Source organism: Haloferax massiliensis, from assembly GCF_001368915.1.
In the GTDB taxonomy this organism is placed as follows: domain Archaea; phylum Halobacteriota; class Halobacteria; order Halobacteriales; family Haloferacaceae; genus Haloferax; species Haloferax massiliensis.
In genome coordinates, this window is the sequence record NZ_CSTE01000002.1 from 660,298 (window position 1) to 686,373 (window position 26,076).

General features: G+C 69.4%; 26 protein-coding genes and 1 pseudogene. 16 read left to right on the plus strand and 11 right to left on the minus strand.

The features are described 5' to 3' along the window. Positions 1–1,573 (plus strand): flippase activity-associated protein Agl23 (locus tag BN996_RS07345; RefSeq protein WP_089777910.1); only part of this gene is annotated, 1,573 nt, incomplete at its 5' end. An 86-nt stretch (positions 1,574–1,659) separates the two neighbouring features. Here BN996_RS07345 and BN996_RS07350 read toward each other — a convergent pair. Beyond that, positions 1,660–2,613 (minus strand): transcription initiation factor IIB, encoded by a 954-nt coding sequence (locus BN996_RS07350; RefSeq protein ID WP_004043457.1) that lies wholly within the window; start codon positions 2,611–2,613, stop codon positions 1,660–1,662. 141 nt (positions 2,614–2,754) lie between these two features. Here BN996_RS07350 and BN996_RS07355 point away from each other — a divergent pair, with 141 nt between their 5' ends. The 3 genes from BN996_RS07355 (at position 2,755) to BN996_RS07365 (ending at position 4,968) form a co-directional block, all read left to right on the plus strand. Continuing rightward, positions 2,755–3,738 carry a lamin tail domain-containing protein gene (locus BN996_RS07355; protein ID WP_089777912.1) on the plus strand — a complete coding sequence of 328 codons (984 nt, stop codon included), beginning with the start codon at positions 2,755–2,757 and terminating at the stop codon, positions 3,736–3,738. Positions 3,739–3,952: 214 nt separating this feature from the next. Continuing rightward, positions 3,953–4,342, plus strand: coding sequence for a DUF7961 family protein (locus BN996_RS07360; protein ID WP_089779860.1), 390 nt, complete (start codon positions 3,953–3,955; stop codon positions 4,340–4,342). Further along, entirely contained in the window at positions 4,342–4,968 is a 627-nt protein-coding gene (locus BN996_RS07365) for an METTL5 family protein (protein ID WP_089777914.1), read from the plus strand. Before BN996_RS07360 ends, BN996_RS07365 begins: the two co-directional genes overlap by 1 nt. Positions 4,969–4,986: 18 nt before the next feature. On the opposite strand, the gene BN996_RS07370 is transcribed toward BN996_RS07365, so the two are convergent. The 3 genes from BN996_RS07370 to BN996_RS07380 form a co-directional block, all read right to left on the minus strand. After that, positions 4,987–6,639, minus strand: coding sequence for a rhomboid family intramembrane serine protease (locus BN996_RS07370; protein ID WP_089777916.1), 1,653 nt, complete (start codon positions 6,637–6,639; stop codon positions 4,987–4,989). Positions 6,640–6,783: 144 nt separating this feature from the next. Beyond that, on the minus strand, positions 6,784–7,062 hold the full coding sequence (locus BN996_RS07375; protein ID WP_004969989.1) for a UPF0058 family protein: 279 nt from the start codon (positions 7,060–7,062) through the stop codon (positions 6,784–6,786). 58 nt (positions 7,063–7,120) lie between these two features. Then, complete coding sequence (locus BN996_RS07380; RefSeq protein WP_089777918.1) at positions 7,121–7,333, minus strand: ribbon-helix-helix domain-containing protein; 213 nt, start codon at positions 7,331–7,333, stop codon at positions 7,121–7,123. Between the two features lie 182 nt (positions 7,334–7,515). On the opposite strand from BN996_RS07380, the gene BN996_RS07385 reads away from it, so the two are divergent. The 4 genes from BN996_RS07385 (at position 7,516) to BN996_RS07400 (ending at position 12,147) form a co-directional block, all read left to right on the plus strand. Continuing rightward, on the plus strand, positions 7,516–8,109 hold the full coding sequence (locus BN996_RS07385; RefSeq protein WP_089777920.1) for a sulfite oxidase-like oxidoreductase: 594 nt from the start codon (positions 7,516–7,518) through the stop codon (positions 8,107–8,109). Positions 8,110–8,446: 337 nt separating this feature from the next. Continuing rightward, positions 8,447–9,778 (plus strand): isochorismate synthase, encoded by a 1,332-nt coding sequence (locus BN996_RS07390; protein ID WP_089777922.1) that lies wholly within the window; start codon positions 8,447–8,449, stop codon positions 9,776–9,778. A gap of 48 nt (positions 9,779–9,826) precedes the next feature. Beyond that, on the plus strand, positions 9,827–11,575 hold the full coding sequence (gene menD, locus BN996_RS07395; RefSeq protein WP_089777925.1) for a 2-succinyl-5-enolpyruvyl-6-hydroxy-3-cyclohexene-1-carboxylic-acid synthase: 1,749 nt from the start codon (positions 9,827–9,829) through the stop codon (positions 11,573–11,575). A 59-nt stretch (positions 11,576–11,634) separates the two neighbouring features. Then, on the plus strand, positions 11,635–12,147 hold the full coding sequence (locus BN996_RS07400; protein WP_089777927.1) for a hypothetical protein: 513 nt from the start codon (positions 11,635–11,637) through the stop codon (positions 12,145–12,147). A gap of 1 nt (position 12,148) precedes the next feature. Here BN996_RS07400 and BN996_RS07405 read toward each other — a convergent pair whose 3' ends face one another. After that, entirely contained in the window at positions 12,149–12,685 is a 537-nt protein-coding gene (locus BN996_RS07405) for a DUF7965 family protein (RefSeq protein WP_089777929.1), read from the minus strand. After that, complete coding sequence (locus BN996_RS07410; protein WP_089777931.1) at positions 12,678–13,142, minus strand: hypothetical protein; 465 nt, start codon at positions 13,140–13,142, stop codon at positions 12,678–12,680. The genes BN996_RS07405 and BN996_RS07410 overlap by 8 nt, the downstream gene beginning before the upstream one ends. Positions 13,143–13,264: 122 nt before the next feature. On the opposite strand from BN996_RS07410, the gene BN996_RS07415 reads away from it, so the two are divergent. The 7 genes and pseudogenes from BN996_RS07415 (at position 13,265) to BN996_RS07445 (ending at position 19,657) form a co-directional block, all read left to right on the plus strand. Beyond that, positions 13,265–14,182, plus strand: a complete 918-nt coding sequence (locus BN996_RS07415; protein WP_089777933.1) for a 1,4-dihydroxy-2-naphthoyl-CoA synthase — start codon at positions 13,265–13,267, stop codon at positions 14,180–14,182. A 121-nt stretch (positions 14,183–14,303) separates the two neighbouring features. Further along, a complete protein-coding gene (locus tag BN996_RS07420; protein WP_089777935.1) occupies positions 14,304–15,533 on the plus strand; it encodes an ABC transporter substrate-binding protein in 1,230 nt (409 codons plus the stop codon). A 1-nt stretch (position 15,534) separates the two neighbouring features. Beyond that, entirely contained in the window at positions 15,535–16,488 is a 954-nt protein-coding gene (locus BN996_RS07425; protein ID WP_089777937.1) for an FAD-dependent monooxygenase, read from the plus strand. 176 nt (positions 16,489–16,664) lie between these two features. Then, the gene (locus BN996_RS07430) at positions 16,665–17,603 is read left to right on the plus strand and encodes a 1,4-dihydroxy-2-naphthoate polyprenyltransferase (protein WP_089777939.1); all 939 of its coding nucleotides are present in this window, start codon (positions 16,665–16,667) and stop codon (positions 17,601–17,603) included. 2 nt (positions 17,604–17,605) lie between these two features. After that, positions 17,606–17,917 (plus strand): annotated as a pseudogene (locus tag BN996_RS07435) (o-succinylbenzoate synthase); the annotation flags it as partial. Between the two features lie 140 nt (positions 17,918–18,057). Further along, positions 18,058–18,867, plus strand: coding sequence for an enoyl-CoA hydratase/isomerase family protein (locus BN996_RS07440; protein WP_089777941.1), 810 nt, complete (start codon positions 18,058–18,060; stop codon positions 18,865–18,867). Between the two features lie 73 nt (positions 18,868–18,940). Next, a complete protein-coding gene (locus tag BN996_RS07445) occupies positions 18,941–19,657 on the plus strand; it encodes a ThuA domain-containing protein (protein ID WP_089777943.1) in 717 nt (238 codons plus the stop codon). A 233-nt stretch (positions 19,658–19,890) separates the two neighbouring features. Here BN996_RS07445 and BN996_RS07450 read toward each other — a convergent pair whose 3' ends face one another. After that, positions 19,891–20,766, minus strand: a complete 876-nt coding sequence (locus tag BN996_RS07450) for a hypothetical protein (RefSeq protein WP_089777946.1) — start codon at positions 20,764–20,766, stop codon at positions 19,891–19,893. Positions 20,767–21,174: 408 nt separating this feature from the next. On the opposite strand from BN996_RS07450, the gene BN996_RS07455 reads away from it, so the two are divergent. Then, a complete protein-coding gene (locus tag BN996_RS07455; RefSeq protein WP_089777947.1) occupies positions 21,175–22,695 on the plus strand; it encodes an ATP-binding protein in 1,521 nt (506 codons plus the stop codon). Between the two features lie 5 nt (positions 22,696–22,700). Here the strand turns inward: BN996_RS07455 and pyrI are convergent, their stop codons facing one another. From pyrI to BN996_RS07475, 4 genes are all read right to left on the minus strand, one after another. Continuing rightward, on the minus strand, positions 22,701–23,168 hold the full coding sequence (gene pyrI / locus BN996_RS07460) for an aspartate carbamoyltransferase regulatory subunit (protein ID WP_004043480.1): 468 nt from the start codon (positions 23,166–23,168) through the stop codon (positions 22,701–22,703). Next, positions 23,161–24,078, minus strand: coding sequence for an aspartate carbamoyltransferase (pyrB, locus tag BN996_RS07465; RefSeq protein ID WP_007273735.1), 918 nt, complete (start codon positions 24,076–24,078; stop codon positions 23,161–23,163). The genes pyrI and pyrB overlap by 8 nt, the downstream gene beginning before the upstream one ends. A gap of 188 nt (positions 24,079–24,266) precedes the next feature. Then, entirely contained in the window at positions 24,267–25,520 is a 1,254-nt protein-coding gene (locus BN996_RS07470) for a Glu/Leu/Phe/Val family dehydrogenase (RefSeq protein ID WP_089777949.1), read from the minus strand. Positions 25,521–25,661: 141 nt separating this feature from the next. Then, the coding region (locus BN996_RS07475; RefSeq protein WP_244878211.1) for an HpcH/HpaI aldolase/citrate lyase family protein at positions 25,662–26,076 on the minus strand (415 nt) is incomplete at its 5' end.

The following is a 26,076-nucleotide window of genomic DNA, read 5'->3' on the forward strand; positions in this document are numbered from 1 at the left end:
GCTCGTCGTCCGCCTCGTCGGCCTCGGCGACCGGCCGCTCCACTGGGACGAGGCCCGCGTCGGCTACTGGAGCCTCCGGTCGCTCGAAACCGGCTTCCTCTCGTATCGCCCCGTCGCCGGCGGGCCGCTGGTCTACCACCTCTCGCGGCCGTCGCTCGCGCTCGTCGGCGCGACCGACTTCGCGCTCCGCCTCCCCTTTGCCCTGTTCGGCGCGGCGCTCCCGCTCGCCGCGCTCCTCTTCCGCGACCGCCTCGCCGACGACGAGGTCCTCGGGTTCGCGGCCGTCCTCGCGGCGAATCCGATCCTCGTCTACTACGGGCGGTTCGCCCGCGGCGACGTGCTCGCGGTCGGCTTCGCGCTCGTCGCCTTCGGCTTCGCGCTCCGCCTCGTCGACGGCGCGGGGCGGCGCAACGCCTACGGACTCGCCGCGGCCGTCGCGCTCGCGGTCGCCTCGTCGGGGCTCGGCGTCGTCGCCCTCTGCTGTCTCGGCGTCGCCGGACTGCTGGTGTTCGACCACGCGGCGCTTCTCCCGTCGGCGCGCCCGGCCGCGATGCGCCTCGGCGAGTACGCCGCCCGACTCCGCGGCGCGGCGACCCCCGCGGCTCGCTCGGCCCTCGTCTTCGTCGCGGTCTACGTCTTCGCCTTCGCGCCGCGGGCGGGCGACACCGACGGCGCGGGTCTCTACACGCCGGGGACGGTGCTCGGCGCAATCGACGCGGCGCTGTTCGACTCGGTCCGTCGCTTCGTCGGCGTCCGCGTCGTCGAGCGCTACCCCGAGGGGACCCACGAGTACCTCCCGTATCTCGGCGACCTCCTCGGAACGCTCGCGTTGGCGGCGCTCCCGGTCGTCGTCCTCGGTGCGGCGGTCTTCCTCGTCGACCGCTACACGGCCGGCGGACCGCGCTCGGAGGTGTCGGCGGCGGTGTACTGGGCCGGCGCGTCGCTCGTGTTCGTCCCCATGCTGACCGAGGTGTCCGCGCCGTGGCTCGGCGTCTACGTCGTCGTCCCGCTCGCGCTCCCGGCGGGCGTCGGCCTCGCGGCGCTCGTCCGCTGGGGTCGGAGCGCGTTCGACTCCCGAGACGTGCCCCGCGTCGCGGCCGCGGTCGTCGTCCTGCTCGCGCTCGTCGCCCAGACCGGCGCGGTGGCGTCGAGCGAGGTGTACGCCCCGAGCGACCGCGACGCCGAACTCGCGCAGTTCGCCCAGCCGTCGGAGGAGTTCTCGTCGTTCCGCGACAACCTCTCTGCGTGGGTCGGTCCGACCGACGACGGGGCCCCGGAGGTGCTCTACTACGGGAGTTCGATGTACGTCGCCGACGGCGCGGCCGACTACCCGCCGGTCCCCGACGCGTGGGGCGAGCGGCTCCCGATGGCGTGGTACGTCGAGCGTCTCGGAGCCGACACCGCGTCGGCGGCGACGCCCGAGGCGCTCGAAGCCCGGTCGTCGGTTCCGCCGGTGGTCATCGCGCCCGCCGACGAGCGCGGGTCGGTCGCGCCGCTCCTCGACGGCTACGTCGCACACCAGTACGACACCGGCCTCTGGGGGCGGTCGGTCGTGGTGTTCGTGAAAAACTGAGACTGCGTGTCGCCGACGGCCGTCAGTCGGCGTCCGTGACGGCGACGGGAGGTGAGCCGGGTCCGGTCGGGTCTACGGGCCGACGCTCAGCGGAAGCCCATCGCTTCGATCTGTTCTTGGTAGCGGTTTCGGATGGTGACTTCCGTCACCTGCGCCACGTCCGCAACCTCGCGCTGGGTCTTCTTCTCGTTGCAGAGAAGCGACGCCGCGTAGATGGCGGCGGCGGCGAAGCCGGTCGGCGACTTGCCCGACAGCAGGCCCTGCTCGGCGGACACGTCGATGATTTCGGTCGCCTTCGCCTGGACCTCCTCGGAGAGGTCGAGCGCGGAGGCGAACCGCGGGACGAACTGCTTGGGGTCGACGGGCTTGAGTTCGAGCCCGAGTTCCTGCGAGATGTAGCGGTACGTGCGGCCGATTTCCTTCTGCGGGACGCGCGACACTTCAGCGACCTCGTCGAGCGAGCGCGGGATGCCCTCCTGACGGCAGGCGGCGTACAGCGCCGAAGTGGCGACGCCCTCGATGGAGCGGCCGCGAATCAGGTCCTCGTTGAGCGCGCGGCGATAGATGACCGACGCGACCTCGCGGACCGACCGCGGGACGCCGAGCGCCGACGCCATGCGGTCGATCTCGCTGAGGGCGAACTGGAGGTTACGCTCGCCGGCGTCCTTGGTCCGGATGCGCTCTTGCCACTTGCGGAGGCGGTGCATCTGCGACCGCTTCTCGGACGAAAGCGAGCGGCCGTAGGCGTCTTTGTCCTTCCAGTCGATGGTCGTCGTCAGCCCCCGGTCGTGCATCGTTTCGGTGATGGGCGCACCGACGCGCGACTTCGACTGCCGCTCGGAGTGGTTGAACGCCCGCCACTCCGGGCCGCGGTCGATCTGTCGCTCGTCGAGGACGAGGCCGCAGTCGTCACACACCAGCTCCCCCTGGTCTGCGTCCGTGACGATCTGGTCAGAACCGCACTCCGGGCAGTTGACTTGCTCGTCCTCTTGTGCCGTTGCCTCCTCCTCTCGTTGACGCTGCCGGCTCGGACGTTCCATTAAAAGGTTTCTGGTGGAGCGTGAATTTAAACCTTTGTAACAGAAATATGATACAGGCCGCTGTCTGTCGATTCGTCGAGTTCGGATTCGGGCAACCGGGACGCACCTACTTATACAGTTCCCTGACAAACGGTGAATCGAATGGTCAGACGTGCTACCGCGACACTCGTTGTCGTCGTTCTCGCGGTCCTCGCGGGCTGTCTCGGCGGGGGCGGCGCGGACGCGACGACGACGGTCGAACCGACCGTGACAGCGGCGGCGTCGCCGACATCGCAGTCGGGGTCGCCGACGACCGCGGCCGCCGCGGGCGACGTGACAGTCGAAGTGGTCGAGGTGGTCGACGGCGACACCATCAAGGTCGTCATGCCGGACGGCGCGCGCGAGACGGTGCGGCTCCTCGGCGTCGACACGCCGGAGGTCCACGCCGAGAACACGCCCGACGAGTTCGAGGGCGTCCCCGAGACGGAGGCCGGCCGGGCCTGCCTCCGCGCGGCCGGCGAGAACGCGAGCGCCTACGCGAAGTCGCGGCTCGCCGACCGGACGGTCGAACTCCGGTACGACGAGAAGGCCGGCGAGCGCGGCTACTACGGGCGACTCCTCGCGTACGTCGTCGTCGACGGCGCGGAGTTCAACTACGACCTCATCGCCGAGGGCCACGCCCGACTCTACGAGAGTTCGTTCGAGGAGCGCGAGCGCTACGAGCGCGCCGAACGCGACGCCAGAGAGCGCGGGGTCGGCCTCTGGTCCTGCGCGACCGAGGGGGCGGCCGCGGGCGGCGCGGACGCGACCACCGACGACGGCCTCTCCGTCTCGGTCATCGCCGACGCGCCCGGCAACGACAACGACAATCTGAACGAGGAGTACGTCACGCTCCGGAACGACGGCGACGACTCCATCGACCTCTCGGGGTGGACCGTCTCCGACGCGGCCGGCGCGACTTACACGTTCGCCGAGGGGACCGAACTCGACCCCGGCGCGTCGCTGACGCTCCACACGGGGTCGGGAACCGACACCGACGAGGACGTCTACTGGGGCCGCGGCGGCGCGGTGTGGAACAACGGCGGCGACACGGTCACGGTTCGGAACGCCGCCGGAACGGAGGTCCTCTCGTACACGTACGGGTAGCGAAGTCGGCGTCCGGATGAACCGCTCGCGCGGGTCAGGGAAAATGGGGGTGGAGCGTGTACCCCCATCGCCAGTACGGTTACGATAGCTATCAGCCTCCGGGCTGTCACGCCGGAGCGGCGAAATTCCGCGCCATCGGCGGATTCTATCCAGATAAATTACTACTGCGCATTTACAAAGATATATACATAACCAAAGGAAATGTATGCGCAACATGAGCACGCTCGAATCCTCGTCCGCCGAAGCCGCACTCGTCGCCGGTCGTCCCGCCGACCTGACGCCCGTCGTCCTCGACGCCGCGGGGCTGGAGTCGACCGCCCCGTCGCACCTCCGCGACCTGAAGGCCGGACTCGCCGAGGACGGTTATCTCCCGGCCGAACTCACCGTCGAAGCCCGCTTCTGCGAGGACAACCCCCTCGCGGTGCAGTCGGAGTCCGACCGCCTCCGCGAGTACGTCCGCGCCGCCGCGTTCCTCGGCGTCGGCCGGGTCGCCGTCGACGTCGCGGAGTGCTGTCGCCCCGACGACGCCGAGTTCGCCGCGCTCGGCGAGCGCGCCCGGCGCGAGGGCGTCGCTTTTGAGCTTCGAGGTTCCATCGACGGCTGATGGCAACCAAGTCCGCGCTGGAGGCGCAGTTGGCGGTGGTCGCCGGCTTCGAGAACCCGAAGGTCTCGCTCGAACAGTACCCGACGCCGCCGGACCTCGCCGCGCATCTCGTCCACCTCGCGGACCTCCGCGGCGACATCGAGGGCGCGACGATTCTCGATTTGGGCTCCGGGACCGGCATGCTCGGACTCGGCGCGGCGCTCCGCTCGCCCGCCCGCGTCGTCGGCGTCGAACTCGACGACGACGCGCTCGCCACCGCGACGGACAACGCCCGCCGGGTCGGCGCGAGCGCCCCCATCGACTGGATTCGCGCCGACGCCACCCGCCTGCCGCTGTGTCTCTCGGACGACCGGCAGGTCACGGTGCTCATGAACCCCCCGTTCGGCGCACAACGTGGCAACGAACACGCCGACCGAGCCTTCCTCGACTCGGTCGCGTCGGTCGCCGACGTGTCCTACTCGGTCCACAACGAGGGGAGCAAGGAGTTCGTCGAGTCGTTCGTCGCCGACGCCGGCGGCGACCTCACGGACGCCTTCCAAGCGACGTTCGACCTCGACCGCCAGTTCGACTTCCACGACGAGGACCGCAGACAGCTCGACGCGGAAGTGTTCCGCATCGAGTGGTGAGGCGGCGGTCGTCGCGCCCTAATTGTACGTCTCTTCCCGCGCGATGCGGACTTTCGTCCCCCGCGACTCGGCGAAGACGAACGACTTCTCGCGGACGAACCGAACCCCGTCGAGCGTCGTCGTCGTGTTCTCGGTCGGCATCGGCCCCCTGACGGTCCCGCTGTCGGACGACACCTGTACGTCGTAGCCCGTCGCCGTCGGCACGACCGAGATGCTCCGCCGGGCGACGACGGGTTCGGCCCGGACCGGGCCGGTGTCGTAAGCCAGTCGCGCCTCGCCGTCGGCGACGAGGAACACCCGGTAGGCCGTTCCCGCGCCCGTGACGACGTAGCCGTCGCGGACCGCCGTCACCCGGTCGCGCCAGCCGAGGCCGCCGAGTCTGACCGCCGACTCGCCGTCGAACGCCAATCGACTCGTCGAGACGGCCGTCGTCCAGATGCCGCGCCGCTCGCTTCTGACGATGACGCCGGAGGTGTTGGTCGTCGTCGACTCGCCGAACAGTTCGACGTCGAAGGCGGCGGTCAGCCCGTTCGGCACGTCCTCGGCGTAGGTCACGTCGTAGTCCCTGACCGTGACGCTCTCGCCCGGCAGGTCGTCGCCGCTCGCGGTGAACGTGTTGTACAGCATCGCCGGCCCCGACAGCGCCGCGACGACGACGAGGAGGACGGCGAGTCCGGCCTGCCAGCGGCGGGCCGAAAACACCGAGGTGTCGGGCGCGTACTCGCGGAGCGGCCTGTCGGACGCCGCGACCGTCAGCGCGACGACGAGCGCGAGCGCGACGACGAGCGCGAAGCCGACGGCGCGGAACAGCACGTAGGTCTCGCCGCCGCGGTACCAGTACACCGCCCACAGCGACTCGCTGACGCCGAACAGGAGGACGCCGGCGAAGAGAGGCAGCGCGGGCGGGTTCGACCCCTCGCGGCGGTGGCTGAGCCACGCGCCGAGGAGGACGCCGAACAGGAAGCCGATGGCGTGGCCCTGAATGGCGATTTGGGACCACCACGGTGTCGAGAAGACCGGGCGGGCCGACGAGACGACTTCGGGCGAGAGCATCGCGTTGTAAAACAGGCTGACGACGCGCCCGGAGAGGAACGCCAACACGGTCCCGAGCGGGCGGAAGACGAGCGCGAAGCCGGCGAACGCGAACACGACACCCGAGAAACCGACGACCGGGCCGAGCGCGAAGACGGCGGTGAGCAGGCCCACGCCGAAGACGACCGCGGGGAAGACGACGAGCGACCGGACGTAGGGGTTCTCGCCGGCCGACCCGAACGAGGTGGACCCGCGGCGCGTCGGATAGTGGCCCCACGCGTACTCCGCGACGGGGGCGAGGGTGAGCGTGCCGACGAGGTTGCCGACGAGGTGACCGGGACTGGAGTGGGCGAACGCGGCGGTCAGCATCCCGGCCGGGTAGAAGTACGACCACGCCCGAAACGGGATGACGATGGGTCGGTACCACGACGACCAGCCGTCCTGTACGACGAGATAGACGAGGAGGACGCCGCCGGCGCTGACGAGCGTTCCGAGCGGGAGGCCGAACAGGAAGCGCCGCCGGAGCGCCGCCGAGAGCCGACTCGGTCTGTCGACGACGGCGAGCGCGACGGCGGCCACGAGGAGCGCGAGGAGCGCCGCGAGCCGCTGGAACGGTATCCAGCCCGGTATCTCTAGCATTAGCTACCAGTGTCGTGCGAACGGGTGGTAAAGAAACCCGCGGAGAACTGCTTAAGAAGTGCTAGCGAACGACACGAACCCAACCGCCAGCGGCGACTCCGCGGCGGGCGGGCGGTCGCTGGAGGCGGTGCGGCCGACGGCCGCTCAGATTTTCCCTTCGGCGTCGTCGGCCAGTTCCTCCATGCGCTTGCCGACGCGGCCCGCGCTGGAGAACTCGTCGTCGCTCATCGCGGTCGCGAGGGCGTTACCGAGCACGAACACGGCGTGTTTGTGCTCGCTTTTCGATTTGTGGACGTGGGAGGGCTCGACGGCGAGCTCGTCGTAGGGGTCGAACAGGCTCGAATCGACGTGCTCGCGGGCCGAGAAGTGGTCCTTGATGATAACCATCTGTTCGTGCAGCTCCAGCAGTTCGTCCTTGTGCATGAGCGTTGGGTAGGAGCGAAGGCGGTTTAAGAGTTATTGGGGGATACTGTCACTCGGCTCAGAAGACGTACTCGTCTTCGTGGCCCATCATTCCGTCGTCTTCGTACGCGCGGTCCTCGTCGGACATCGGACCGCTGGTCTTGTACGCGCGGATACCGGTCGACAGCAGGTCCTCGATGGCCTCGTCGCGGTTGACGAACTCGCCTTTCTCGACGAGTTGGACGATCTGCATCTCCAGGTGTTCCGGCACGGTAATCTCTACTTTGGGCATCTGAACGTCCGTCGCTTTGGAAGGGCCGTATATAACTCTACCGGGGGAATAATCGGGTTTCCCGAAGGTCGTCCCGGCGAACTCGAATCGCCGTTTACGTTCGGTTAGTGCCCGCGGTCGCCCCGGCTCCGACGGGTGTCCGGAGTCGTTAGTGATAGGTGCGTCGGGCCGAAGATTCGAGCATGGCCAACGACGTGACCCACCTCTACGAGGAGTTCGGCGACGACCGACTCCCGCCGGGCCAACGCGAGACCCAGCGGTTCCCCGTCCTCTCCAAGAGCGGCACGCCCTCGTGGGACCCCGAGACGTGGTCGTTCGAGGCGTGGGGCGCGGTCGACACCGAACTCGACCTCTCGTTCGACGAGTTCCGCGACCTCCCCTCCGAGACGCAGGTACAGGACTTCCACTGCGTCACCGGCTGGAGCAAGTTCGACTGCGAGTTCGAGGGCGTCACGTTCCCGGCGCTCGCCGACGCGGTCGGCGTCGACGACGACGCGGTCCACGTGATGTTCCACGCCATGGACGGCTACACGACGAACCTGCCGCTCGACCAGTGCATGCGCGACGAGGTCATGTTCGTCTGGGGCTACGACGGCGAGGACCTGCCCGCCGACCACGGCGGCCCCCTCCGGGTCGTCACCCCGCACAAGTACGCCTACAAGGGCGCGAAGTGGGTCTCGGGCGTCGAGTTCCTCACCGAACCCGAACGCGGCTACTGGGAGAAACGCGGCTACTCGAACACGGCGAACCCGTGGAACGAAGAGCGGTACAGCTAACCTAAGTTTTTGGTCCAGATTTTTGCGTGGTGAGCGTAGCGAACCACGGAAAAAGGTGGGCGAACCCGTGGAACGAAGAGCGGTACAGCTAACCTAAGTTTTTGGTCCAGATTTTTGCGTGGTGAGCGTAGCGAACCACGGAAAAAGGTGGGCGAACCCGTGGAACGAAGAGCGCTACAGCTAAGCTGATTTTCCGGCGTCTTCGGCGGTCGCTTCGCGTCCGAGCAACCAGCGTTGTCGTTCGGTGGACAGATGTGCGCGTTCGACCGGAGTCGCCCGACCGGGGTGCGGGACAGAAGGGAGAGTTTCAAGCGTCCCCGGTCCTGAGCCACGGTCGATGGAACCGTTGCGGACAGACGAGGTGGGGACCCACCTCGTCAGCAGGTCGGTTCGACTGTCTGCGCCGCCCGTCTCGGCGTCGCTCGCGGCGATGCAGCGCCCTCGGGCGCTGTGGACCGCCCCCGACGAGCCAACAGTCGTCGGCGGCGGCGTCGCCGTGGCCGTCGAGGCCGACGGTCCCGAGCGACTCGCGCGCGTCCGCCGGTCGGCGGCGGCGCTGTTCGACGGCGCGGACGTGGACGCCCCCGACGCCGCCCGCCCGCGATTCTTCGGCGGCCTCGCCTTCCACGAGGAGGCGACCGGCCGCGACCCGTGGGCCGACTTCCCGGCCGCGCGCTTCGTCGTCCCCGAGGCGCAGGTCGTCTTCGACGGCGGCGACGCGTGGCTCACGGTCACCGCCCTCGACGGCGAGGCCGACGCCGACACTGTCGGCGACCGACTCGCCGAACTCCGGGAGACGCTCGAATCGCTCGACGACGCGCCCCCCGAGGGGCCGCCGGGCGTCTCGGACCGCCACCGGACGACCTCGGTCGAGGCGTGGCACGAGAGCGTCGACGCCGCGGTTTCGCGTATCCGCGCCGGCGACCTTCAGAAGGTCGTCCTCGCGCAGGCGCTCGAAGTCGAACTCGACCGCCCCGCCGCCGCGCCCGACCTGCTCGCCCGCCTCGGCGGGACGTACCCCGACTGCCACCGATTCCTCGTCGAGCCGAACGGCGGGGCGAGCTTCCTCGGTGCGACGCCCGAGCGACTCGTCTCGCTCCGCGGCCGCGAGGTCGAGACCGGCGCGCTCGCCGGGACGACCGGCCGCGGCGACACCGACGACGAAGACGAGTGGCTGGCGAACGAACTGCTCGGAAGCGAGAAGGACAACCACGAACACGAACTCGTCGCGGAGACGATTCGGGAACAGCTCGCGCCCCTGTCGGCCGAGATTCGCGTCGGCGACCGCGGGATTCGGAAACTGGCGACCGTCCAGCACCTCTGGACGCCAATCGACGCGACGCTCGAACGCGACGAACACGTCCTCTCGCTCGTGGACGCGCTCCACCCGACGCCCGCGGTCGGCGGCCTCCCGCCGGCGGCCGCCCTCGGCGTGATTCGGGACACCGAGCCGTTCGACCGCGGCTGGTACGCCGCGCCGGTCGGCTGGTTCGACGCCGACGGCGACGGCAGTTTCGCGGTCGCCCTCCGCTCGGCAATCGTCGAGGAGACGCTGGCGACGCTCTTTGCGGGCGTCGGCCTCGTCGCCGACTCGGACCCCGACGCCGAGTGGGACGAGGTGCAGCTGAAGTACCGACCCGTCCTCGACGAACTCGAACGCGACGACTGAGTTCGGACCCCGATTCGATTCGACGACGAGACAGACGACCCAGACGAGATGACAGCACCGAACCGAAACGCCCTCTGGGCACGGACCTTCGCCGACGAACTGGCACGCACCGGCATCGACGCGGTGTGCATCGCACCCGGCAGTCGCTCGACGCCCCTCACGGAGGCGTTCGACCGCCACGACGACATCGAGGCGTTTTCCCACCTCGACGAGCGCTCGGCGGCCTACTTCGCGCTCGGCCGCGCCCGCCGCACGGGCGAGGTGACGCCCGTCGTCTGCACCTCGGGCACCGCCGCGGCCAACTTCCACCCCGCGGTCATCGAGGCGTCGCAGGCCCGCGTGCCGATGCTCGTCCTCACTGCCGACCGCCCGCCGGAACTCCGCGACAGCGGGGCCAACCAGACTATCGACCAGGAGAAGCTCTACGGCGACGCCGTCCGCTGGTACAAGGACATGCCCGAACCGGAGGCCACCGACAGGAAACTCCGGAGCCTCCGGACGACCGCCGGCCGCGCCGTCTCCGAGGCGACCGGCGTCGACGCCGGCCCCGTCCACCTCAACTTCCCCTTCAGAAAGCCGCTCGAACCGACGCACGTCGAGGGCGACGTGCCCGCCGACCTCGACCCCGAGGCGCTCGACGGCCGGAGCGGGAGCCGCCCGTACGTCAAGACGACCGCGGGCGCGCCGGAGCTCTCCGAGGACCACCTCCGGAAACTCGCGGACGACCTCGCGGTCGACCGGGGCCTCGTCGTCGCCGGGCCCGCCGACCCGCCCGGATTCAACGCCGAGGCCGTCGCCGCGTTCGCCCACGCGACCGGCTTCCCGGTCGTCGCCGACCCGCTCTCGGGGCTCCGATTCGGCGGTCACACCCGGACGACGACCGTCCTCGGCGGCTACGACGCCTACCTCGACGAGCGCGTCACCGCCGACTGGCCCGACCCGGAGGTCGTCGTCCGCATCGGCGCGTCGCCGACCTCGAAGGCGCTCCGGAAGTACCTCGCGCGCACCGACGCCCGGCAGTACCTCGTCGACCCGACGGGCCGCTGGCGCGAGGCCGAGTTCGGCGCGACCGACCTCGTGGAGGCCGAGCCGTCGGTGCTCGCGTGGCGGCTCTCGCAACTCATCCGCAACCGCCCGGACGAGTCGTGGAACGCGCTGTGGACCGACGCGGAGGACGCCTACTGGAGCCTCGTCGACGACGAGACCGACGCGTTCGAGGGCCGACTCGCGGCCGACGTGGCCGACCTCGCGCCCGAGCCCGCGACGCTGTTCGTCTCGAACTCCATGCCCGTCCGCGACCTCGACCGCTTCGCGCGCCCCTCGACGAAGTCCCGGACGGTCCTCGGCAACCGCGGCGCGTCCGGCATCGACGGCGTCGTCTCCTCGGCGCTCGGAGCCGGCTCCGCGGCCACCGACCACCTGACGCTCCTGACCGGCGACCTCGCGTACTACCACGACATGAACGGCCTGCTCGCGCTCGGCCGCCTCGGCGTGGACGCGACCATCGTCCTCGTCAACAACGACGGCGGCGGTATCTTCCACATGCTCCCCATCGAGGAGTACGAACCGCCCTTCACCGACCAGTTCAAGACGCCCCACGGTCTCGACTTCGCGGCCACCGAGGAGCTCTACGACCTCTCGTTCGCGTCGGTCGCCCCGGACGACTTCCGCGACGCCTACGCCGAGTCGGTCGCCACCGACGGCACCGACGTCATCGAGGTCCGCACCGACGCCGAGTCGTCTCACCGCGTGCGCGAGCGCATCGCCGAGCGCGCGGTCGAGCGACTGTCCGATTGACCGACTGACCGAACCAGTCGACCGACTGACTTTTCTCCCGCGCTCCGAATCGTGGCGACATGCCCTCCGAACTCTTCCGCCAGTACCGCGGCAGCGTCTACGCCGTCGTCGGATTCCTCGGCGTCCTCGTGTTCGCCTACGCGACCGTCATCGCGTACGAACCGCTCTCCGGGGTCTTCGCGGGAGCGACCGTCGCCGTCGGCGTGGTACTGTTCTCGGACCTCGTAGAGCGCGGCTACCCCCCGGCGCTCGGCCGCCGCGGGACGCTCGCGCTCGTCGCAGTCGTGGTCGTCTTTCCAGTCCTCTGGTTCGTCGTCCAGCGGTCCCTGACGGGCCTCGGCCTCGCACCGCTCGTCGCCGTGGTCGCGTGGGGACTCGCACGGTTCAAAGCCGGCGGCTACCCCGAATCGCTGGGTCGCCGCCGGTCGCTCGCCACCGCCTTTGTCGGAACCGGCCTCGTCGCCTACGGCTCCGTGGCCGGCGTGACCGCCTTTCTCGTCGGCATCGCGGCCGCGATACTCGTCGGACTGGCGTCGTGGCTGACGAGTCCGCGCGGGCCGCTTCGGGGCTGACTCACTCCGCGTCGGAAGCTTCGTCCGAGACCGCTGACCCCGCCCACCGGCCGACGAGCCGCCCGGCCGCCCAGTAACAGCCGGCGTCGAGGAGGACCGACAGCCCGCCGATGACGCCCCCGACCACGCTCGCGGCTGCGACGCCGATGAGCGCGATGAACGCCAGCGAGGGGAGCGGGGCCCCGTTCAGAATCGCGCCGACGAGGAGCACCCCGAGGAGGAACGCCGCCCCGATGAGCGCGCCCGCCGCGAACCCGCGGAGGACGAGTCGCCACAGTCCGCGGAGGCCGTTTCGCAGGTCGGCCAGTCCGCCGTCCGCCAGCGCCCACCGGGTCGCGGCCGCGGTGAGGAGCCACAGGTAGGCGAAGACGGCGACGCCGGGGAGCGTCCCGAAGCCGGCGAGTTCGCCTTCGAGCGCGCCGCCCGCGTGCGCCGCGAGGAGTCCGACGAGGCTCAGAACGACGAGGTTGAACGACGAAACGACCCACGCCTCGAAGCGCCCCCGCGCCCCGACGCGGCCGGCGGCGGCCTCAGCCATGCGCCAGCACCTCCGCGAGCGCGACGAGGACGAGGAGCGCGGCGGCGGTCGCGCCGTAGCCCTTCGCGAGGAGCGAGCGCCCCGAACCAGTCGGGTCGCCTCGCCGGAGTCGGAACACGACGAGCGTCCGGACGAACGACCCGAGGACGAACGCGGTCACCGCGAGGAGCTTCACCGTCAGTATCGACCCCCAGCGCCCGGACGGTCCGGGCGGGCCGAGCGCGCCGAGGTTGCCGACGCCGGTGACGACCATCGCGCCCATCGCCGCCCAGAAAACCCACTCGTAGGTGGCTGCGAGCGAAGTCGATTCGCCGACAGGGACGGTCGAGCCGCCGGCGTCCGCGCGTCCGGGACCGGCGGTTCTGAGCGTCGCCCACGCGAACGCCGCGCCGCCGAGGACGAGCGCCATCCCGACGAGGTGGACGAGTCTGACGAGGAGGGTGGTCGCGGCCGACATGCGCGAGAGTAGTTCGCGGACTGACAAATAGCTCCGGGCCGGGGGAGCGGTCAGGTTGCGGGTCGTCCCCCAGACCGCGGCCGCAAGCGAATCTTTTTGCGCCGCCCGCGCCGCCTCTCGGTATGGTCTCGGAGATTTTCGACCCCGACCGCTGGGAGCCCGTCCCGGGGTCCGACGAGTTCGACGACATCACCTACCACCGCGCTCTCGACGTGCCGGCGGTCCGCATCGCGTTCGACCGTCCCGAGGTTCGAAACGCCTTCCGACCCGGAACCGTAGACGAACTCTACGCCGCGCTCGACGACGCCAGAAAGCGCGCGAACGTGGGGTGCGTCCTGCTCACCGGCAACGGCCCCTCCGAGAAGGACGGCGGCTGGGCGTTCTGTTCCGGCGGCGACCAGTCGGTCCGCGGCGGCTCGGGCTACGAGTACCGCGACGACGACGAGGCCGATTCCTCCGACGACCCGCTCGTCCGCGAGGCGAAGGCCGGTCGCCTGCACATCCTCGAAGTCCAGCGGCTCATCCGATTCATGCCGAAACCCGTCGTCGCCGTCGTGCCGGGGTGGGCCGTCGGCGGCGGCCACTCCCTGCACGTCGTCTGCGACATGACGCTCGCCTCCGAGGAGCACGCAAAGTTCCTCCAGACCGACCCCGACGTGGCCTCCTTCGACGGCGGCTTCGGGTCGGCGTACCTCGCAAAGCAGGTCGGCCAGAAGAAGGCCCGCGAGGTGTTCTTCATGGGCAAGACCTACTCCGCCGAGGAGGCCGTGGACATGGGAATGGCGAACGAGGCGATTCCCCACGAGGACCTCGAAGACGTGGCGCTGGAGTGGGCCGACGAGATGACGAAGAAGTCGCCGACGGCCATGCGCATGCTCAAGTACGCCTTCAACATGACCGACGACGGCATGGTCGGCCAGCAGGTGTTCGCCGGCGAGGCGACCCGACTCGCCTACATGACCGAGGAGGCACAGGAGGGCCGCGACGCCTTCCTCGAAAAGCGCGAACCGCGCTTCCGCGACTACCCGTGGCACTACTGAGGCGCTGACGCCGCCGGGAGCGGACCGCCCCCGCCGCCGCGTCGAAACACGTCGCTCCGCCGAGATTTAGGCGCACCGAAAAATAGGAACGCTCTTATACATTTAGGCAAGCCTAAACTCCATGGACGAGAAATCCACCGGGCGGGAGGGACTCACGCGACGCAACTACATCCGGTACGGCGGCACGGCGCTCGGGGCCGGGATGCTCGCCGGCTGCACGTCGGATTCGTCGGGGAGCGACGAGACGACCGCCGCGGCCGAGACGACGACCGAGGCGGCCGCCGAGACCACCACCGCGGCCGACACCGAGACGGAGACCGACACGGCCGAGGCCGACGGCTCGTACTCGGTGACGATGGAGCCGATGGGCGAGGTCACGTTCGACTCGGTTCCCGAGTCGTGGGCCGCCTACGACGGCGGCTACGCGGACATGGCCGTCGCGCTCGGCGTCGGCGACGGGGTGACCGGCGTCGGCGGCGCGGGTCGGTACTACACCTACGTCTACGACGAGCTTCCCGGCGTGAGCGTCGACCGCGAGCAGATCGAGGCGTACCCCGAGGTCAGGACGAAAGAGGAGTTCTACGAACTCGACAACGACGTCCACCTCTACGACCCGAACATGCTCATCAACTGGTTCGACTGGGACCAGGAGGACGTGGACGAAATCGCGGAGAACGTCGCCCCGTTCGTCGGCAATCTCATCTTCCGCCGGTCCGACGGCTGGCACGACTACCGTTACTACACCCTCTACGAGGCGTTCGAGAAGGTCGCGCAGGTGTTCCAGCGCGAAGAGCGCTACGAGGCGTTCGCGGCGCTCCACGACGAGTTCATCGCGGAGATACAGTCGCGACTGCCGCCGGCGGACGAGCGTCCGAACGTCTTTCTCACCTACGAGGGGACGACCGAGCCGGAGACGTTCTCGCCGTACCGCCTCAACGACAAGGGCACGAGCAAAAAGCAGTGGAACGACCTCGGCGTCACCGACGCGCTCACCGGGACCGACATCGAGAACCTCAGCACGACCAACCGCGGCGAACTCGACTACGAGAACCTCCTCGAAGTCGACCCCGACGTGATTCTCATTCGCGGCCACGAGCGCAAGACGGCCGCTGAGTTCCGCGACACCGTCCTCGCGTACATGGAAGACCACCCCGTCGGCGGCGAGTTGACGGCCGTCCAGAACGGCCGGGTCTACCGCGGCGGCTACCTCAATCAGGGGCCGATTCACAACCTGTTCCTGACCGAACGCGCCGCGAAGCAGATGTACCCCGAGGAGTTCGGCGAGGTGACGAGCGACGCCGAACTGTTCGACCGCCAGCGCGTCGCGGACGTCGTCAACGGGGAGTTCTGAGATGGCAGACGCCGCGGCGTTCGACTACGACGTGGCCATCGTCGGCGGCGGACCGACGGGCTGTTCGGCGGGCCTCTTCACCGGCCGGTACGGCCTCGAAACCGTCGTCTTCGACCGCGGCCGGTCGTCGCTCCAGCGCTGTGCCTATCTGGAGAACTACCTCGGCTTCCCCGGCGGCGTCGACGTCGAGACGTTCTACGGGCTCATCCACGACCACGTCGAGGCGGCCGGCTGTGACCTCGTTTCAGACCTCGTCGAGGCGGTCGAACTCGTCGGGGACGACGAGACCGCGACCGCGGACGTCGCGGGGGATTCCGGCGGGGATGCCGCCGACGCGGCCGCCACCGGCCCCGGCTTCGCGGTCACGACCCAGAGCGGCGAGACCGTCACCGCGAGGCGGGTCGTCGCGGCCGCCCGCTACGGCGGCGACTTTCTCGAACCGCTCGGCGACGACGAGATGTTCGTCACCTACGAGTACGACGGCGAGACGCGGACGAAGTTCGACCGCGACTACGCCGACGTCGAGGGGCGCACGCCGATCGACGGGCTGTACGTCGCCGCGCCGGTGAGCGAGGTCAACGTGCAGGCCATCATGTCGGCCGGACAGGGCGCGCGAGTCGGGCGGTCGGTCATCACCGACCACCGCCTCGAACGGGGCTATCCCGAGGCCCTCGCGCGTCATTGGGACTGGATACGACCCGAGGCGGAACTCGCCGACGAGGCGGCCGCCCGCGACGACTGGCGCGAGCGGTTCGACAGCCGGGTCCCCGACGACTGCGACCTCTCCGAGGAGCGACTCCGCGAACTCCGCGAGGCCGACGTGGAGCGCCAGCGCGAGATGTACGTCTCCGAGGAGGCGGTCGAAGCGCGGGCCGAGCGGGGCCGCGAGCGACTCGCCGCCCGCCTCGGCTTCGACGCCGGGTCGGGTTCCGACCCCGACGCCGGTCCCGAGTAGCGAGGAACCACCATCCCCGGGTCGGCGGCGGCGATGACCACGTCGTCGCCGATGCCGGGGAGCGACCTGCCGGACCGCACCGCGCGCCGAGCCGCCGTGTTCTCCCACCCACCGCCTCGGCGTCGCGCGCTTTCGGATAGGAACTTACTCACTGCTCCGGCACTCGTATGCAGACAATGAGCACGCAGGACATCTCTCGCAGGCGGGCGTGGGTGATGGCGTCGCGGCCGCAGACGCTTCCGGCGGCCGCCGCGCCGGTCGTCGTCGGCACCGCGGTGGCCGTCCACGCCGACCTGTTCGCCCCGCTCCCCGCGCTCGCGGCGCTCGTGGGCGCGCTTCTCATCCAAGTCGGGACCAACTTCGCCAACGACTACTACGACGCGGTGCAGGGCGCGGACACCGAGGCCCGCGAGGGCTTCACCCGCGTCACCGCGGGCGGACTCATCCCCCCGGCCGAGGTCAAGCGCGCGATGTACCTCACCTTCGCCGCCGCCGTCCTCCTCGGCACGTACCTCGTCTACGTCGGCGGCGTGCCCATCCTCGTCATCGGCCTGCTCTCGGTCGCTTCGGGCATCGCCTACACCGGCGGCCCGTACCCCCTCGGCTACCACGGCCTCGGCGACCTGTTCGTCTTCGTCTTCTTCGGCCTCGTCGCCGTCGTCGGAACGTTCTACGTGCAGGCCGCGAGCGTCCTCGCCACCCCGTTTCCCGTCGGGGTTCCGGAGGGAACCGTCACGGTCGCCGCCGTCCTCGCCAGCCTCCCGATGGCGGCCATCTCCACGAACATCCTCGTCGTGAACAACGTCCGCGACAAGGAGGAAGACGCGACCACGGGCAAGCGGACGCTCGCGGTCCGGTTCGGCTACGGTTTCGCCCGCGCCGAGTACCTCGCCATGCTCGCGCTCGCCTACGCGGTCCCCGTCTACCTCTGGACCCGCGCCGGCTTCGACTGGTTCGTCCTTCTCCCCGTGTTCTCGATGCCCGTCGCGGCCCGCATCGCGCGGACCGTCGTGACCGAGACGAAAGGCGAGAAGCTCAACCCCGCGCTCGAAGACACGGGGAAACTCCTCGCGCTCTACGCCGTCCTCTTTTCGGTCGGTCTCGTCCTCGCGTGACGATGCGATTCCGCGAGTTCGCCGTCGACCTCAGAACGCCGCTTTCGACCGCCGCGGGCGACATCGAGCGCCGCGAAGGGTTCCTCGTCGCGGTCGACGCCGCGGGCGAAACCGGCGTCGGCGAGGCGACCCCGCTTCCGGGCTGGACCGAGTCGCTCGCCGACTGTCGCGACGCGCTCGCCGGCCTCGCCGAAGACGACGCCACCGGTGACGCCGACCCCGAATCAGCGCTCGAAAACGGGACGCTCGCGGACGCGCCCGCCGCGAGACACGCCGTCTCGCTCCTCGACGCCGACCTCGCGGCCGACCCGGCACCCGTGCGCGACGGCCGGATGCGCGTCCCCGACGGGCCCGGACTCGGCATCGACGTGGGCGCGGTGTTCCCCTGACCGCAGTGGCAATCAACTCTCCACGGTCCAAACGTTTTTCACGATTCTGCACGTCGAACCGGGAGATGACCGAGGTCGAACTCGACTCCGACGCGGTACGGCTCGCGCTCGACGGCGGCGTGGCGACGGTGACGCTGGACGCCCCGGCGGTTCGGAACGCGCTGACGGTCGAGGTGACCGCGGGCGTGCGCGAGGCGCTGGACTCGCTCCCCGACGCGGCGCGCTGTGTCGTCGTCCGCGGGAGCGACGAGGCGGGCGCGTTCTGCGCCGGCGGCGACGTGAACGCCATGCTGGAGCTACAGGCCGACGCGATGTCGCTCCCCGAGGCGGTCGACCACGTCGTCCGCGACACCGCCGACTGCGTGCGCCGCGTCTACGAGTGCGACCTGCCGACGGTCGCGGCCATCGACGGCCCGGCCGTGGGCGCGGGCGGCGCGCTCGCCATCGCCTGCGACCTCCAACTCCTCCGCGAAGACGCCGCCGTCAGCTTCGGCTTCCGGCGGGTCGGCCTCGCAGTCGACTCGGGGGTGTCGTACCTCCTTCCCCGGCTCGTCGGGCGCAACGTCGCCATGGAACTCGTCTACACGGGCGAGGAACTCGGTCCCGAGCGGGCGCTGGAGCTCGGCGTCGTGAACCGCGTCGCGGGCGAGGACGAGTTCGAGTCCGAACTCGCCGCCCTCACGGAGCGCATCGCCGGCGGTCCGACGACGGCGCTCACTGCCTCGAAGCGCCTGCTCCGCCGCCCCGACGACTCCATCGAGGCGGCCATCGAACACGAGGCGTCGGCGCAGGCGGTGATGTTCGGGACCGACGACCACGCCGAGGGCGTAGAGTCGTTCACGAGTCGGCGGGAACCGGAGTTCGAAGGGAAGTAGGCCGGCTGGTCGGGCGGTCTCACCCGGCCTCGCGTTCGGTGCATACTTGTCGCCGCCCGGTGACGCCGGGAGTATGGTCACCGTCACCGTCTGGAACGAGTACCGACACGAGAGGGAAGACAACGAGGTCGCCGCGGTCTACCCCGACGGCATCCACGCGACGATAGCCGAGGGGCTCCGCGAGGCCGGCTACGACGTGCAGACCGCCACGCTGGACGAACCCGAACACGGGCTCACCGAGTCGGTCCTCGACGACACCGACGTGCTGGCGTGGTGGGGCCACAAGGCCCACGACGAGGTGGACGACGACATCGTGGACCGCGTGGTCGACCGCGTCCGCGACGGGATGGGGCTTCTCGTGCTCCACTCGGGGCACTACTCCAAGCCGTTCAAGCGCCTGATGGGGACGACCTGCTCGCTGAAGTGGCGCGAGTCGGGCGAGAAAGAGCGCGTCTGGGTCGTCGAGCCGGGCCACCCCATCGCCGACGGGCTTCCCGAGTCGTTCGAGGTCCCCCGCGCCGAGATGTACGGCGAGCGGTTCGACATCCCCGCGCCGGACGAACTCGTGTTCACGTCGTGGTTCGAGGGCGGCGAGGTGTTCCGCTCGGGCTGTTGTTACACCCGCGGCAAGGGCCGCGTCTTCTACTTCCGGCCGGGCCACGAGACCTACCCAATCTACGAGCAGGCGGAGGTTCGCACCGTCCTCGACAACGCCGTCGAGTGGGCCGCCCCCGGCGACGGCCCCGACCCGTACTTCGGGAACGCAGAGCCCATCGAAGACCTCGACTGAAGCGTCGGGGGATACCGCCCGAACGGAACCGTCCGGAGCGCCGACTATCATAAGTGGATGCGGTCCGGAGAACGTCCATGGCACAACCGACGAGCGGACAGCGGCGACTGATGTTCGCCCTGTTCGCGTTCGCGACGCTCGTCTTCCTCCTCGGCATCGTCGTCATCGGCTACCTCGCCGGCGCGTTCTGAGGTCGGTTCCGGGGGCGGTCGCCTCGCCGATGAGCCCCGCGCTCAGCGGGTCGCGTCGTCGGGGTGGTAGGTCTTTCCGCGCGAGCCGTCGGCGGTCATCCGGCGGAGCGTCGCGGCGGCGTTGCTCGCGTCGTAGCCGAACAGCACGTCTTTGGCGTACTCGTCTGCGACCTCGATGGCGTGGATGAGGTCGTCCACGTCCACGTTCACGGCGTACAGTTCGAGCGAGAAGTCGGCGTCGTAGGGGTCCAGAAGCGAGACGAAGCCGCGGGCGATGGTTTCGAGCCAGTAGGTCGTCCCGTAGTTGGTGTCGTACAGCGGGACGACGAACTCGTCGACGTACTCCGAGAGCGCCTCGATGTCGAGGCCGGCGCGGCGGTAGAGGTGGCCCGGATAGGGGTCGGGGTACAGCGTGAGATACAGGCGGCCGGGGACGCGCTCGGCGGCGTCGGCGACGAAGTCGGTGATGACCTCGGCGCGCCACTCGAACCACGCGTCCTCGTCGTCGGCGTCGCGGCCGCGGTCGTCGGCCCACGCCTCGAACTGCGAGGTACACCGGTCGCACCGGCAGTACTCGTCGCGGGGGAAGCCCACGTCGTCGAGGCGCACGTCGCCGTTGGCCGCGGCGGCGTCCGCGACGATTTCGAGCAGGCCGGCGCGGTACTTCTCGTTCGTCGGGCAGATGTACGCCCAGTCGAAGTACGTGCGGTCCCGCGTCGCCGGGTTCCCCTCGCCGTCGACGGGGACCAACTCGGGGCTCTCGTTGGCGGCGGCGTTGTCGCCGAAACACGAAATCATGTTGACGGCGTTCGACAGCGGTTCGGCCGCCCGACCGGTGACGTCTTTGACCTCGTAGAACCCGCGGTCGAACTCCGGCCAGTCGACTTCCTCCTCGTTGCGCGTGACGACCCCGTACATGGCTCCGCCTTCGCGCGGCCGTCGGGTAAGTCGTTCGCTCTCGGGCGTGCGGACGGCTTTCCGGCGCGGCCGCTGGACGGGCGAGAGCGGGGCGGACTCGGTCGGGGACGACCGAGCGCCGAAAAGCGGTTACTCCTCGATTTCGACTTCGACGGTCTCTCCGCTACCGGAGAACACGGTGTAGAGGACCGCGACGAGCGCCAGTACCAGGACCAGTTTGGCCTTCTTGGACATACCGATGGTTTCGACCGCACCGCACTAAGTGATTACGACACCGTGGGCAACGCGCAGGTGACCGGAAACTGGTCACTCGCGCTCTACTGCGGTTCAGTTTCCGTGAGAATTCACAGAAACGTTATCTCATCTGAGAGCATTCTGTCTGTCGTTCAGTTCGTTCCCTTTCGCCCGATGCCACTCGACCCCTCGATTCGCGTCCTTTCCGCCGACGGCGACCGCGAGATCTCTCGCGTCGTCCAGCGGACGGTCTCGAACGCCGTCGTCGACTCGGCGGCGACGCTCGCCGCCGCCCGCCGCGCTCTCGACGGCGACTCGTACGACTGTCTCGTCTTGGGTTCGGGGTTCTCCGACGGCGACCCCGCCTCGCTGCTCCGCGAGATTCGAAACACAGACTGCGACCTCCCCGTGGTCTTCCTGGCGTCTGGCGACGCTGACCACTCCGTGACGGAACTGGTCGATTTGGGTATCGACGCGTATCTCGCCCGCGAGGAGTGCATCGGGAAGGCAGAGCGCGACGCCGCCGACGCCGCCGACGCGCTCGGCTCGCGGATTCAGCACTTCGCCTGCGAACATCGCAAGGCGCGGGCCGCTCGCGACACGGCCGACCGTGGAGCGTTCTCGGCGGACGCGAGTTGGTTCATCGAGGACGCGCTCGACGCGCTCGACGACGTGTTCTACGTCTACGACCGCGAGGGGAGACTCGTCTCGTGGAACGAGCGACTCACGGAACTCACCCGGATGTCGGAGGCCGAACTCACCGGCATGCCGGCCGACGCGTTCTTCCACGAGGCCGACCGTCCGGCGGTCGAGCGCGCCGTCGAGGAGGTCATCCGAACGGGAACGACCGTCGTCGAAGCGCGGTTGCCGACCGACGACGGCACGCTGTTGTTCCAACTCACCGGCCGTCGGCTCACGGGACCGGACGGCGAGGTCGTCGGCTTCTGCGGCGTCGGCCGCGACATCACGACCCGCCGGCAACACGAAGAGCGGCTCGCACAGCAAAACGAGCGCCTCGGTGAGTTCGCGCGGGTCCTCTCGCACGACCTTCGGAACCCGCTTTCCGTCGCGATCGGCTTTCTCGACCTCGAACGACAGGTGAACGACTCCGCGAACCTCGAACGGGTCGCCACCTCGCTGACCCGAATCGACGACATCGTCACCGACGTGTTGACCGCGGCCCGCCGCGGGACGGCCGTCGTCGAGTTCACGCCCGTCTCCGTCGAGGCGGTCGCCCGCCGGGCGTGGGACACGGTCGAGACGGACGACGCGACGCTCGTCGTCGAGTCGACCGCGACGGTTCACGCCGACCCCGGTCGGCTCCAGCGGCTGTTCGAGAACCTGTTTCGGAACTCGGTCGAACACGGCTCCGCGGACGGCCGAGCCTCGCCGCTGACCGTCCGCGTCACCGCGTCGCCGGCAGACGGGACGGTCGCGGTCGAAGACGACGGCACCGGCATCGACGCCGCCGACGCCGCGCGGGTGTTCGAACGCGGCTTCACCACCTCGGCCGAGGGGACGGGCTTCGGCCTCGACATCGTCCGGTCGCTGGCGGAGGCCCACGGTTGGTCGGTCTCCGTCGGGGGCGCGGCGACAGGCGGCGCGAGGTTCGAGTTCGACGGCGTCGAGTTCGCCGACGAGGACCACCGCTGTCCGGCGAGCGCCGCGGGAAAAAGGGCGTCGAACGACTCCTGAAACGGTCAGTTCACGTCGAGGTTGGCCGCGACTTCGTCCTCGCGGACGATGGTCTCGCAGTAGTCACAGCGCACGCCGTCCGAGAGGACCGTAAAGCGCGACTGGATGGGTTCGTCGGCGTTGGAGATGCAGTTTCTGTTCGGACACGAGATGATGCTCGCGACGGCGTCGGGGCGGACGACCCGGTTCTTCTCGACCACGTCGTAGTCGCGGACGATGTTGATGCTCGCGGCGGGCGCGATGAGCGACAGCACGTCCACCTCGGACTGGCTCAGCTCGCGGCCTTCGACCTTCACGATGTCCTTGCGGCCGAGGCGGTCGGAGGGGACGTTCATCCCGACCGAGACCGCCTCTCCGCTGGTGCCGTCGATGCCGAGGATGGCGAGGACGTTGAGCGCCTGCCCCGCGGCGACGTGGTCGATGACGGTGCCGTTTCGAATCTTCGAGACGCGGAGTTGGTGGTCGTCAGTCATCGTCTTGGGAGAGGAGGATGTCCAACAGCGCCATCCGGACCGGGATGCCGTTGTGGGCCTGTTCGAAGTACGTCGCGTGGTCGGTGTCGTCGATGTCCGGCGAAATCTCGTCCACGCGAGGCAGCGGGTGCATGATTGTGAGGTCGTCGGACGCCGCTTCCAGCGTCTCCGAATCGATCTGGTACTGTCCCGCGACCTTGCGGTACTCGTTTTCGTCGGGGAAGCGCTCGCGCTGGATGCGCGTCACGTAGAGCACGTCGAGTTCGGGGAGCACCTCGTCGAGTTCGGTGTGTTCTCTGACCTGCGCGCCCGAGGCGTGGAGGTCGTAGCGGACGTTCCGGGGGAGCCGCAGGCTCTCGGGGCTGATGAAGTGCTGGCTGGCGTCGAAGTTCGTCAGCGCCTCGGCCAGCGAGTGGACCGTCCGGCCGTACTTCAGGTCGCCCATGATGCCGATGGTGAGGTCGTCGAGGCCGGCGTTCTCCCGGATGGTGTAGAGGTCCAGCAGGGTCTGACTCGGGTGCTGGCCCGCGCCGTCGCCCGCGTTGACGAGGGGTACGTCGACGAACTCGGAGGCCATCGTGGCCGCGCCCTCGCTCGGGTGGCGGAGCACGAGCGCGTCCGCGTAGCCCTCGACCACGCGGACGGTGTCGGCGAGCGTCTCGCCCTTCTTGACCGACGACGACTCGACCGGGCCCATATCGACGGTCTGGCCGCCGAGGCGTTTCATCGCGGAGTCGAAGCTCATCCGGGTTCGCGTGCTCGGCTCGAAGAAACAGAGCCCGAGAACCTTTCCGGCGTGTCGCTGCCGGAACGCGGCCGGGTCGGCGTCGATGTCGGCCGCGCGGTCGAGCACCGCCTCGATGTCCTCCCGCGAGAGGTGCGACGCGGAGATGAGGTGGTCCTGACGCATCGATGAATGACGCGACCTACACCGACTTGAATCCCCCGGCATCGGACGCTCTGAGTGATATTCACCACCATGCACAGAATCGGCGATATCGGCGACCGCGGCGGACACAGCACGGCGGGCGAAACGGTCGAAAAGCGAGGCGACGAGACGGCAGGACGAAACCGCCGAGGCGACGACTGACGCCGACCCTACGGCCAGTTGCCGGCGGAGTCGTAGGAGTCGACGACGCGGCGGATGGCGACGACGTAGGCCGCGGTGCGGAAGTTCGGCAGGTCGTGGGTCTCGTAGGCGTCGACGAGCTCCTCGAAGGCGTCGACGATGACGCGCTCCAGTTCGTCGTTGACGCGGTCTTCGGTCCAGTAGAACCGCTGGCGGTTCTGGACCCACTCGAAGTACGAGACGGTGACGCCGCCGGCGTTGGCGAGGATGTCGGGGAAGACGTGAACCTCGCGCTCGGTGAGCACGTCGTCGGCGTCGGGCGTGAGCGGGCCGTTCGCGGCCTCGACGACCACGTCCGCGTTTACGTCGTGGGCGAGTTCGCCGTCGATGGCGTTCTCCAGCGCGGCGGGAACGAGCAGGTCCACGTCGAGGGTGAGAAGCTCCTCGTTGGAGATGGCCTCCGTTCCCTCGTAGTCCGAGACGGTGCCGGTCTCGTTTTTGAACCCCTTGACCGCGCGGGTGTCGAGACCGTCGGCGTCGTAGATGCCGCCGGAGGAGTCGGAGACGGCGACGACCGTCGCGCCGAGGTCCTCGATGAGTTTCGCGGCGACGGAGCCGGCGTTCCCGTAGCCCTGCACGGCGACGGTCGCGCCCTCGATGTCGCGGCCGAGGTAGTCGAACGCCTCGCGGGCGGTGAGCATCGTCGAGCGCCCGGTCGCCTCGACGCGACCCTCACTGCCGCCGTTGGAGAGCGCCTTCCCGGTGATGACGCCCGGCGCGGTCGTGTTTTCGAGCGTCTCGTAGGTGTCCTTGATCCAGTTCATCTCCCGCTGGCCGGTGTTCACGTCGGGCGCGGGGATGTCGCGGCTCTCGCCGATGAGGGGGCGAAGCTCCTTGGCGAACGACCGGGTGATGCGTTCGAGTTCGGACTCGGAGTACGCCTTGGGGTCGATGACGATGCCGCCCTTGCCGCCGCCGTAGGGGATGTCGACGACGGCGCACTTGTACACCATCCAACCCGACAGCGCCTTCACCTCGTCTCGGCTGACGTTCGGGTGGTAGCGAATCCCGCCTTTGTACGGGCCGCGGTCGCCGTTGAACTGCGACCGGTAGGCGCGAAACAGCTCGACGTCGCCGTCGTCCATCTCGACGGCGAGGTTCGTTTCGAGGACTCGCTCGGGGTTCTTCAGCCGCTCGATAACGTCGTCTCGAACGTCAAGGTAGGCGGCCGCGTCGTCGATTTGCTCCTGTAGGCTCTCGAAGGGGTTCGCCTCTTGTACCATGACATAACACGCACCCGGCAGGCGTTTAAGCGTAGCGGGGATTTTAGCATACCACAATATTGGGTCACATATCCATAGATAAAATGTAACACGCGAAGTGCCGCCCGACACCGACAGACGGTCTCGGGCGACCGACCTCGCTCAGTACGATTCCCCGGCGCGGTCGAGGACGTTCTCGGCCTGCTTGACGAGCGGGGCGTCTATCATCTCGCCGTCGACGCCGAAGACGCCCCGACCCTCCCTCGCGGCCTCGTCGCGGGCGCGGAGCACCTTCTTCGCCCACGCCACGTCCTCGTCGTCGGGCGCGAACGCCTCGTTGATGACGGGCACCTGCGCGGGGTGGATAGCGAGTTTCCCGTCGTAGCCGAGTCGCCGGCCGAACGCGGCGTCCTCGCGGAGTCCCGCCTCGTCCCGATAGTCGACGTGGAGCGTGTCGATGGCGTGGACGCCGGCGGCCGCGGCCGCGACGACGACGCGCTCGCGGGCGTACAGCACCTCGGTCCCGTCGTCGCTTCGGGTCGCGCCCACGTCGGCGGCGAAGTCCTCCGCGCCGAAG

Coding starts and splice junctions, on each gene's coding strand:
- BN996_RS07350 (WP_004043457.1), bottom strand. CDS start 2,613: ATGGAACGTCCGAGCCGGCAGCGTCAACGAGAGGAGGAGGCAACGGCA.
- BN996_RS07355 (WP_089777912.1), top strand. CDS start 2,755: ATGGTCAGACGTGCTACCGCGACACTCGTTGTCGTCGTTCTCGCGGTC.
- BN996_RS07360 (WP_089779860.1), top strand. CDS start 3,953: ATGAGCACGCTCGAATCCTCGTCCGCCGAAGCCGCACTCGTCGCCGGT.
- BN996_RS07365 (WP_089777914.1), top strand. CDS start 4,342: ATGGCAACCAAGTCCGCGCTGGAGGCGCAGTTGGCGGTGGTCGCCGGC.
- BN996_RS07370 (WP_089777916.1), bottom strand. CDS start 6,639: ATGCTAGAGATACCGGGCTGGATACCGTTCCAGCGGCTCGCGGCGCTC.
- BN996_RS07375 (WP_004969989.1), bottom strand. CDS start 7,062: ATGCACAAGGACGAACTGCTGGAGCTGCACGAACAGATGGTTATCATC.
- BN996_RS07380 (WP_089777918.1), bottom strand. CDS start 7,333: ATGCCCAAAGTAGAGATTACCGTGCCGGAACACCTGGAGATGCAGATC.
- BN996_RS07385 (WP_089777920.1), top strand. CDS start 7,516: ATGGCCAACGACGTGACCCACCTCTACGAGGAGTTCGGCGACGACCGA.
- BN996_RS07390 (WP_089777922.1), top strand. CDS start 8,447: ATGGAACCGTTGCGGACAGACGAGGTGGGGACCCACCTCGTCAGCAGG.
- menD (WP_089777925.1), top strand. CDS start 9,827: ATGACAGCACCGAACCGAAACGCCCTCTGGGCACGGACCTTCGCCGAC.
- BN996_RS07400 (WP_089777927.1), top strand. CDS start 11,635: ATGCCCTCCGAACTCTTCCGCCAGTACCGCGGCAGCGTCTACGCCGTC.
- BN996_RS07405 (WP_089777929.1), bottom strand. CDS start 12,685: ATGGCTGAGGCCGCCGCCGGCCGCGTCGGGGCGCGGGGGCGCTTCGAG.
- BN996_RS07410 (WP_089777931.1), bottom strand. CDS start 13,142: ATGTCGGCCGCGACCACCCTCCTCGTCAGACTCGTCCACCTCGTCGGG.
- BN996_RS07415 (WP_089777933.1), top strand. CDS start 13,265: ATGGTCTCGGAGATTTTCGACCCCGACCGCTGGGAGCCCGTCCCGGGG.
- BN996_RS07420 (WP_089777935.1), top strand. CDS start 14,304: ATGGACGAGAAATCCACCGGGCGGGAGGGACTCACGCGACGCAACTAC.
- BN996_RS07425 (WP_089777937.1), top strand. CDS start 15,535: ATGGCAGACGCCGCGGCGTTCGACTACGACGTGGCCATCGTCGGCGGC.
- BN996_RS07430 (WP_089777939.1), top strand. CDS start 16,665: ATGAGCACGCAGGACATCTCTCGCAGGCGGGCGTGGGTGATGGCGTCG.
- BN996_RS07440 (WP_089777941.1), top strand. CDS start 18,058: ATGACCGAGGTCGAACTCGACTCCGACGCGGTACGGCTCGCGCTCGAC.
- BN996_RS07445 (WP_089777943.1), top strand. CDS start 18,941: ATGGTCACCGTCACCGTCTGGAACGAGTACCGACACGAGAGGGAAGAC.
- BN996_RS07450 (WP_089777946.1), bottom strand. CDS start 20,766: ATGTACGGGGTCGTCACGCGCAACGAGGAGGAAGTCGACTGGCCGGAG.
- BN996_RS07455 (WP_089777947.1), top strand. CDS start 21,175: ATGCCACTCGACCCCTCGATTCGCGTCCTTTCCGCCGACGGCGACCGC.
- pyrI (WP_004043480.1), bottom strand. CDS start 23,168: ATGACTGACGACCACCAACTCCGCGTCTCGAAGATTCGAAACGGCACC.
- pyrB (WP_007273735.1), bottom strand. CDS start 24,078: ATGCGTCAGGACCACCTCATCTCCGCGTCGCACCTCTCGCGGGAGGAC.
- BN996_RS07470 (WP_089777949.1), bottom strand. CDS start 25,520: ATGGTACAAGAGGCGAACCCCTTCGAGAGCCTACAGGAGCAAATCGAC.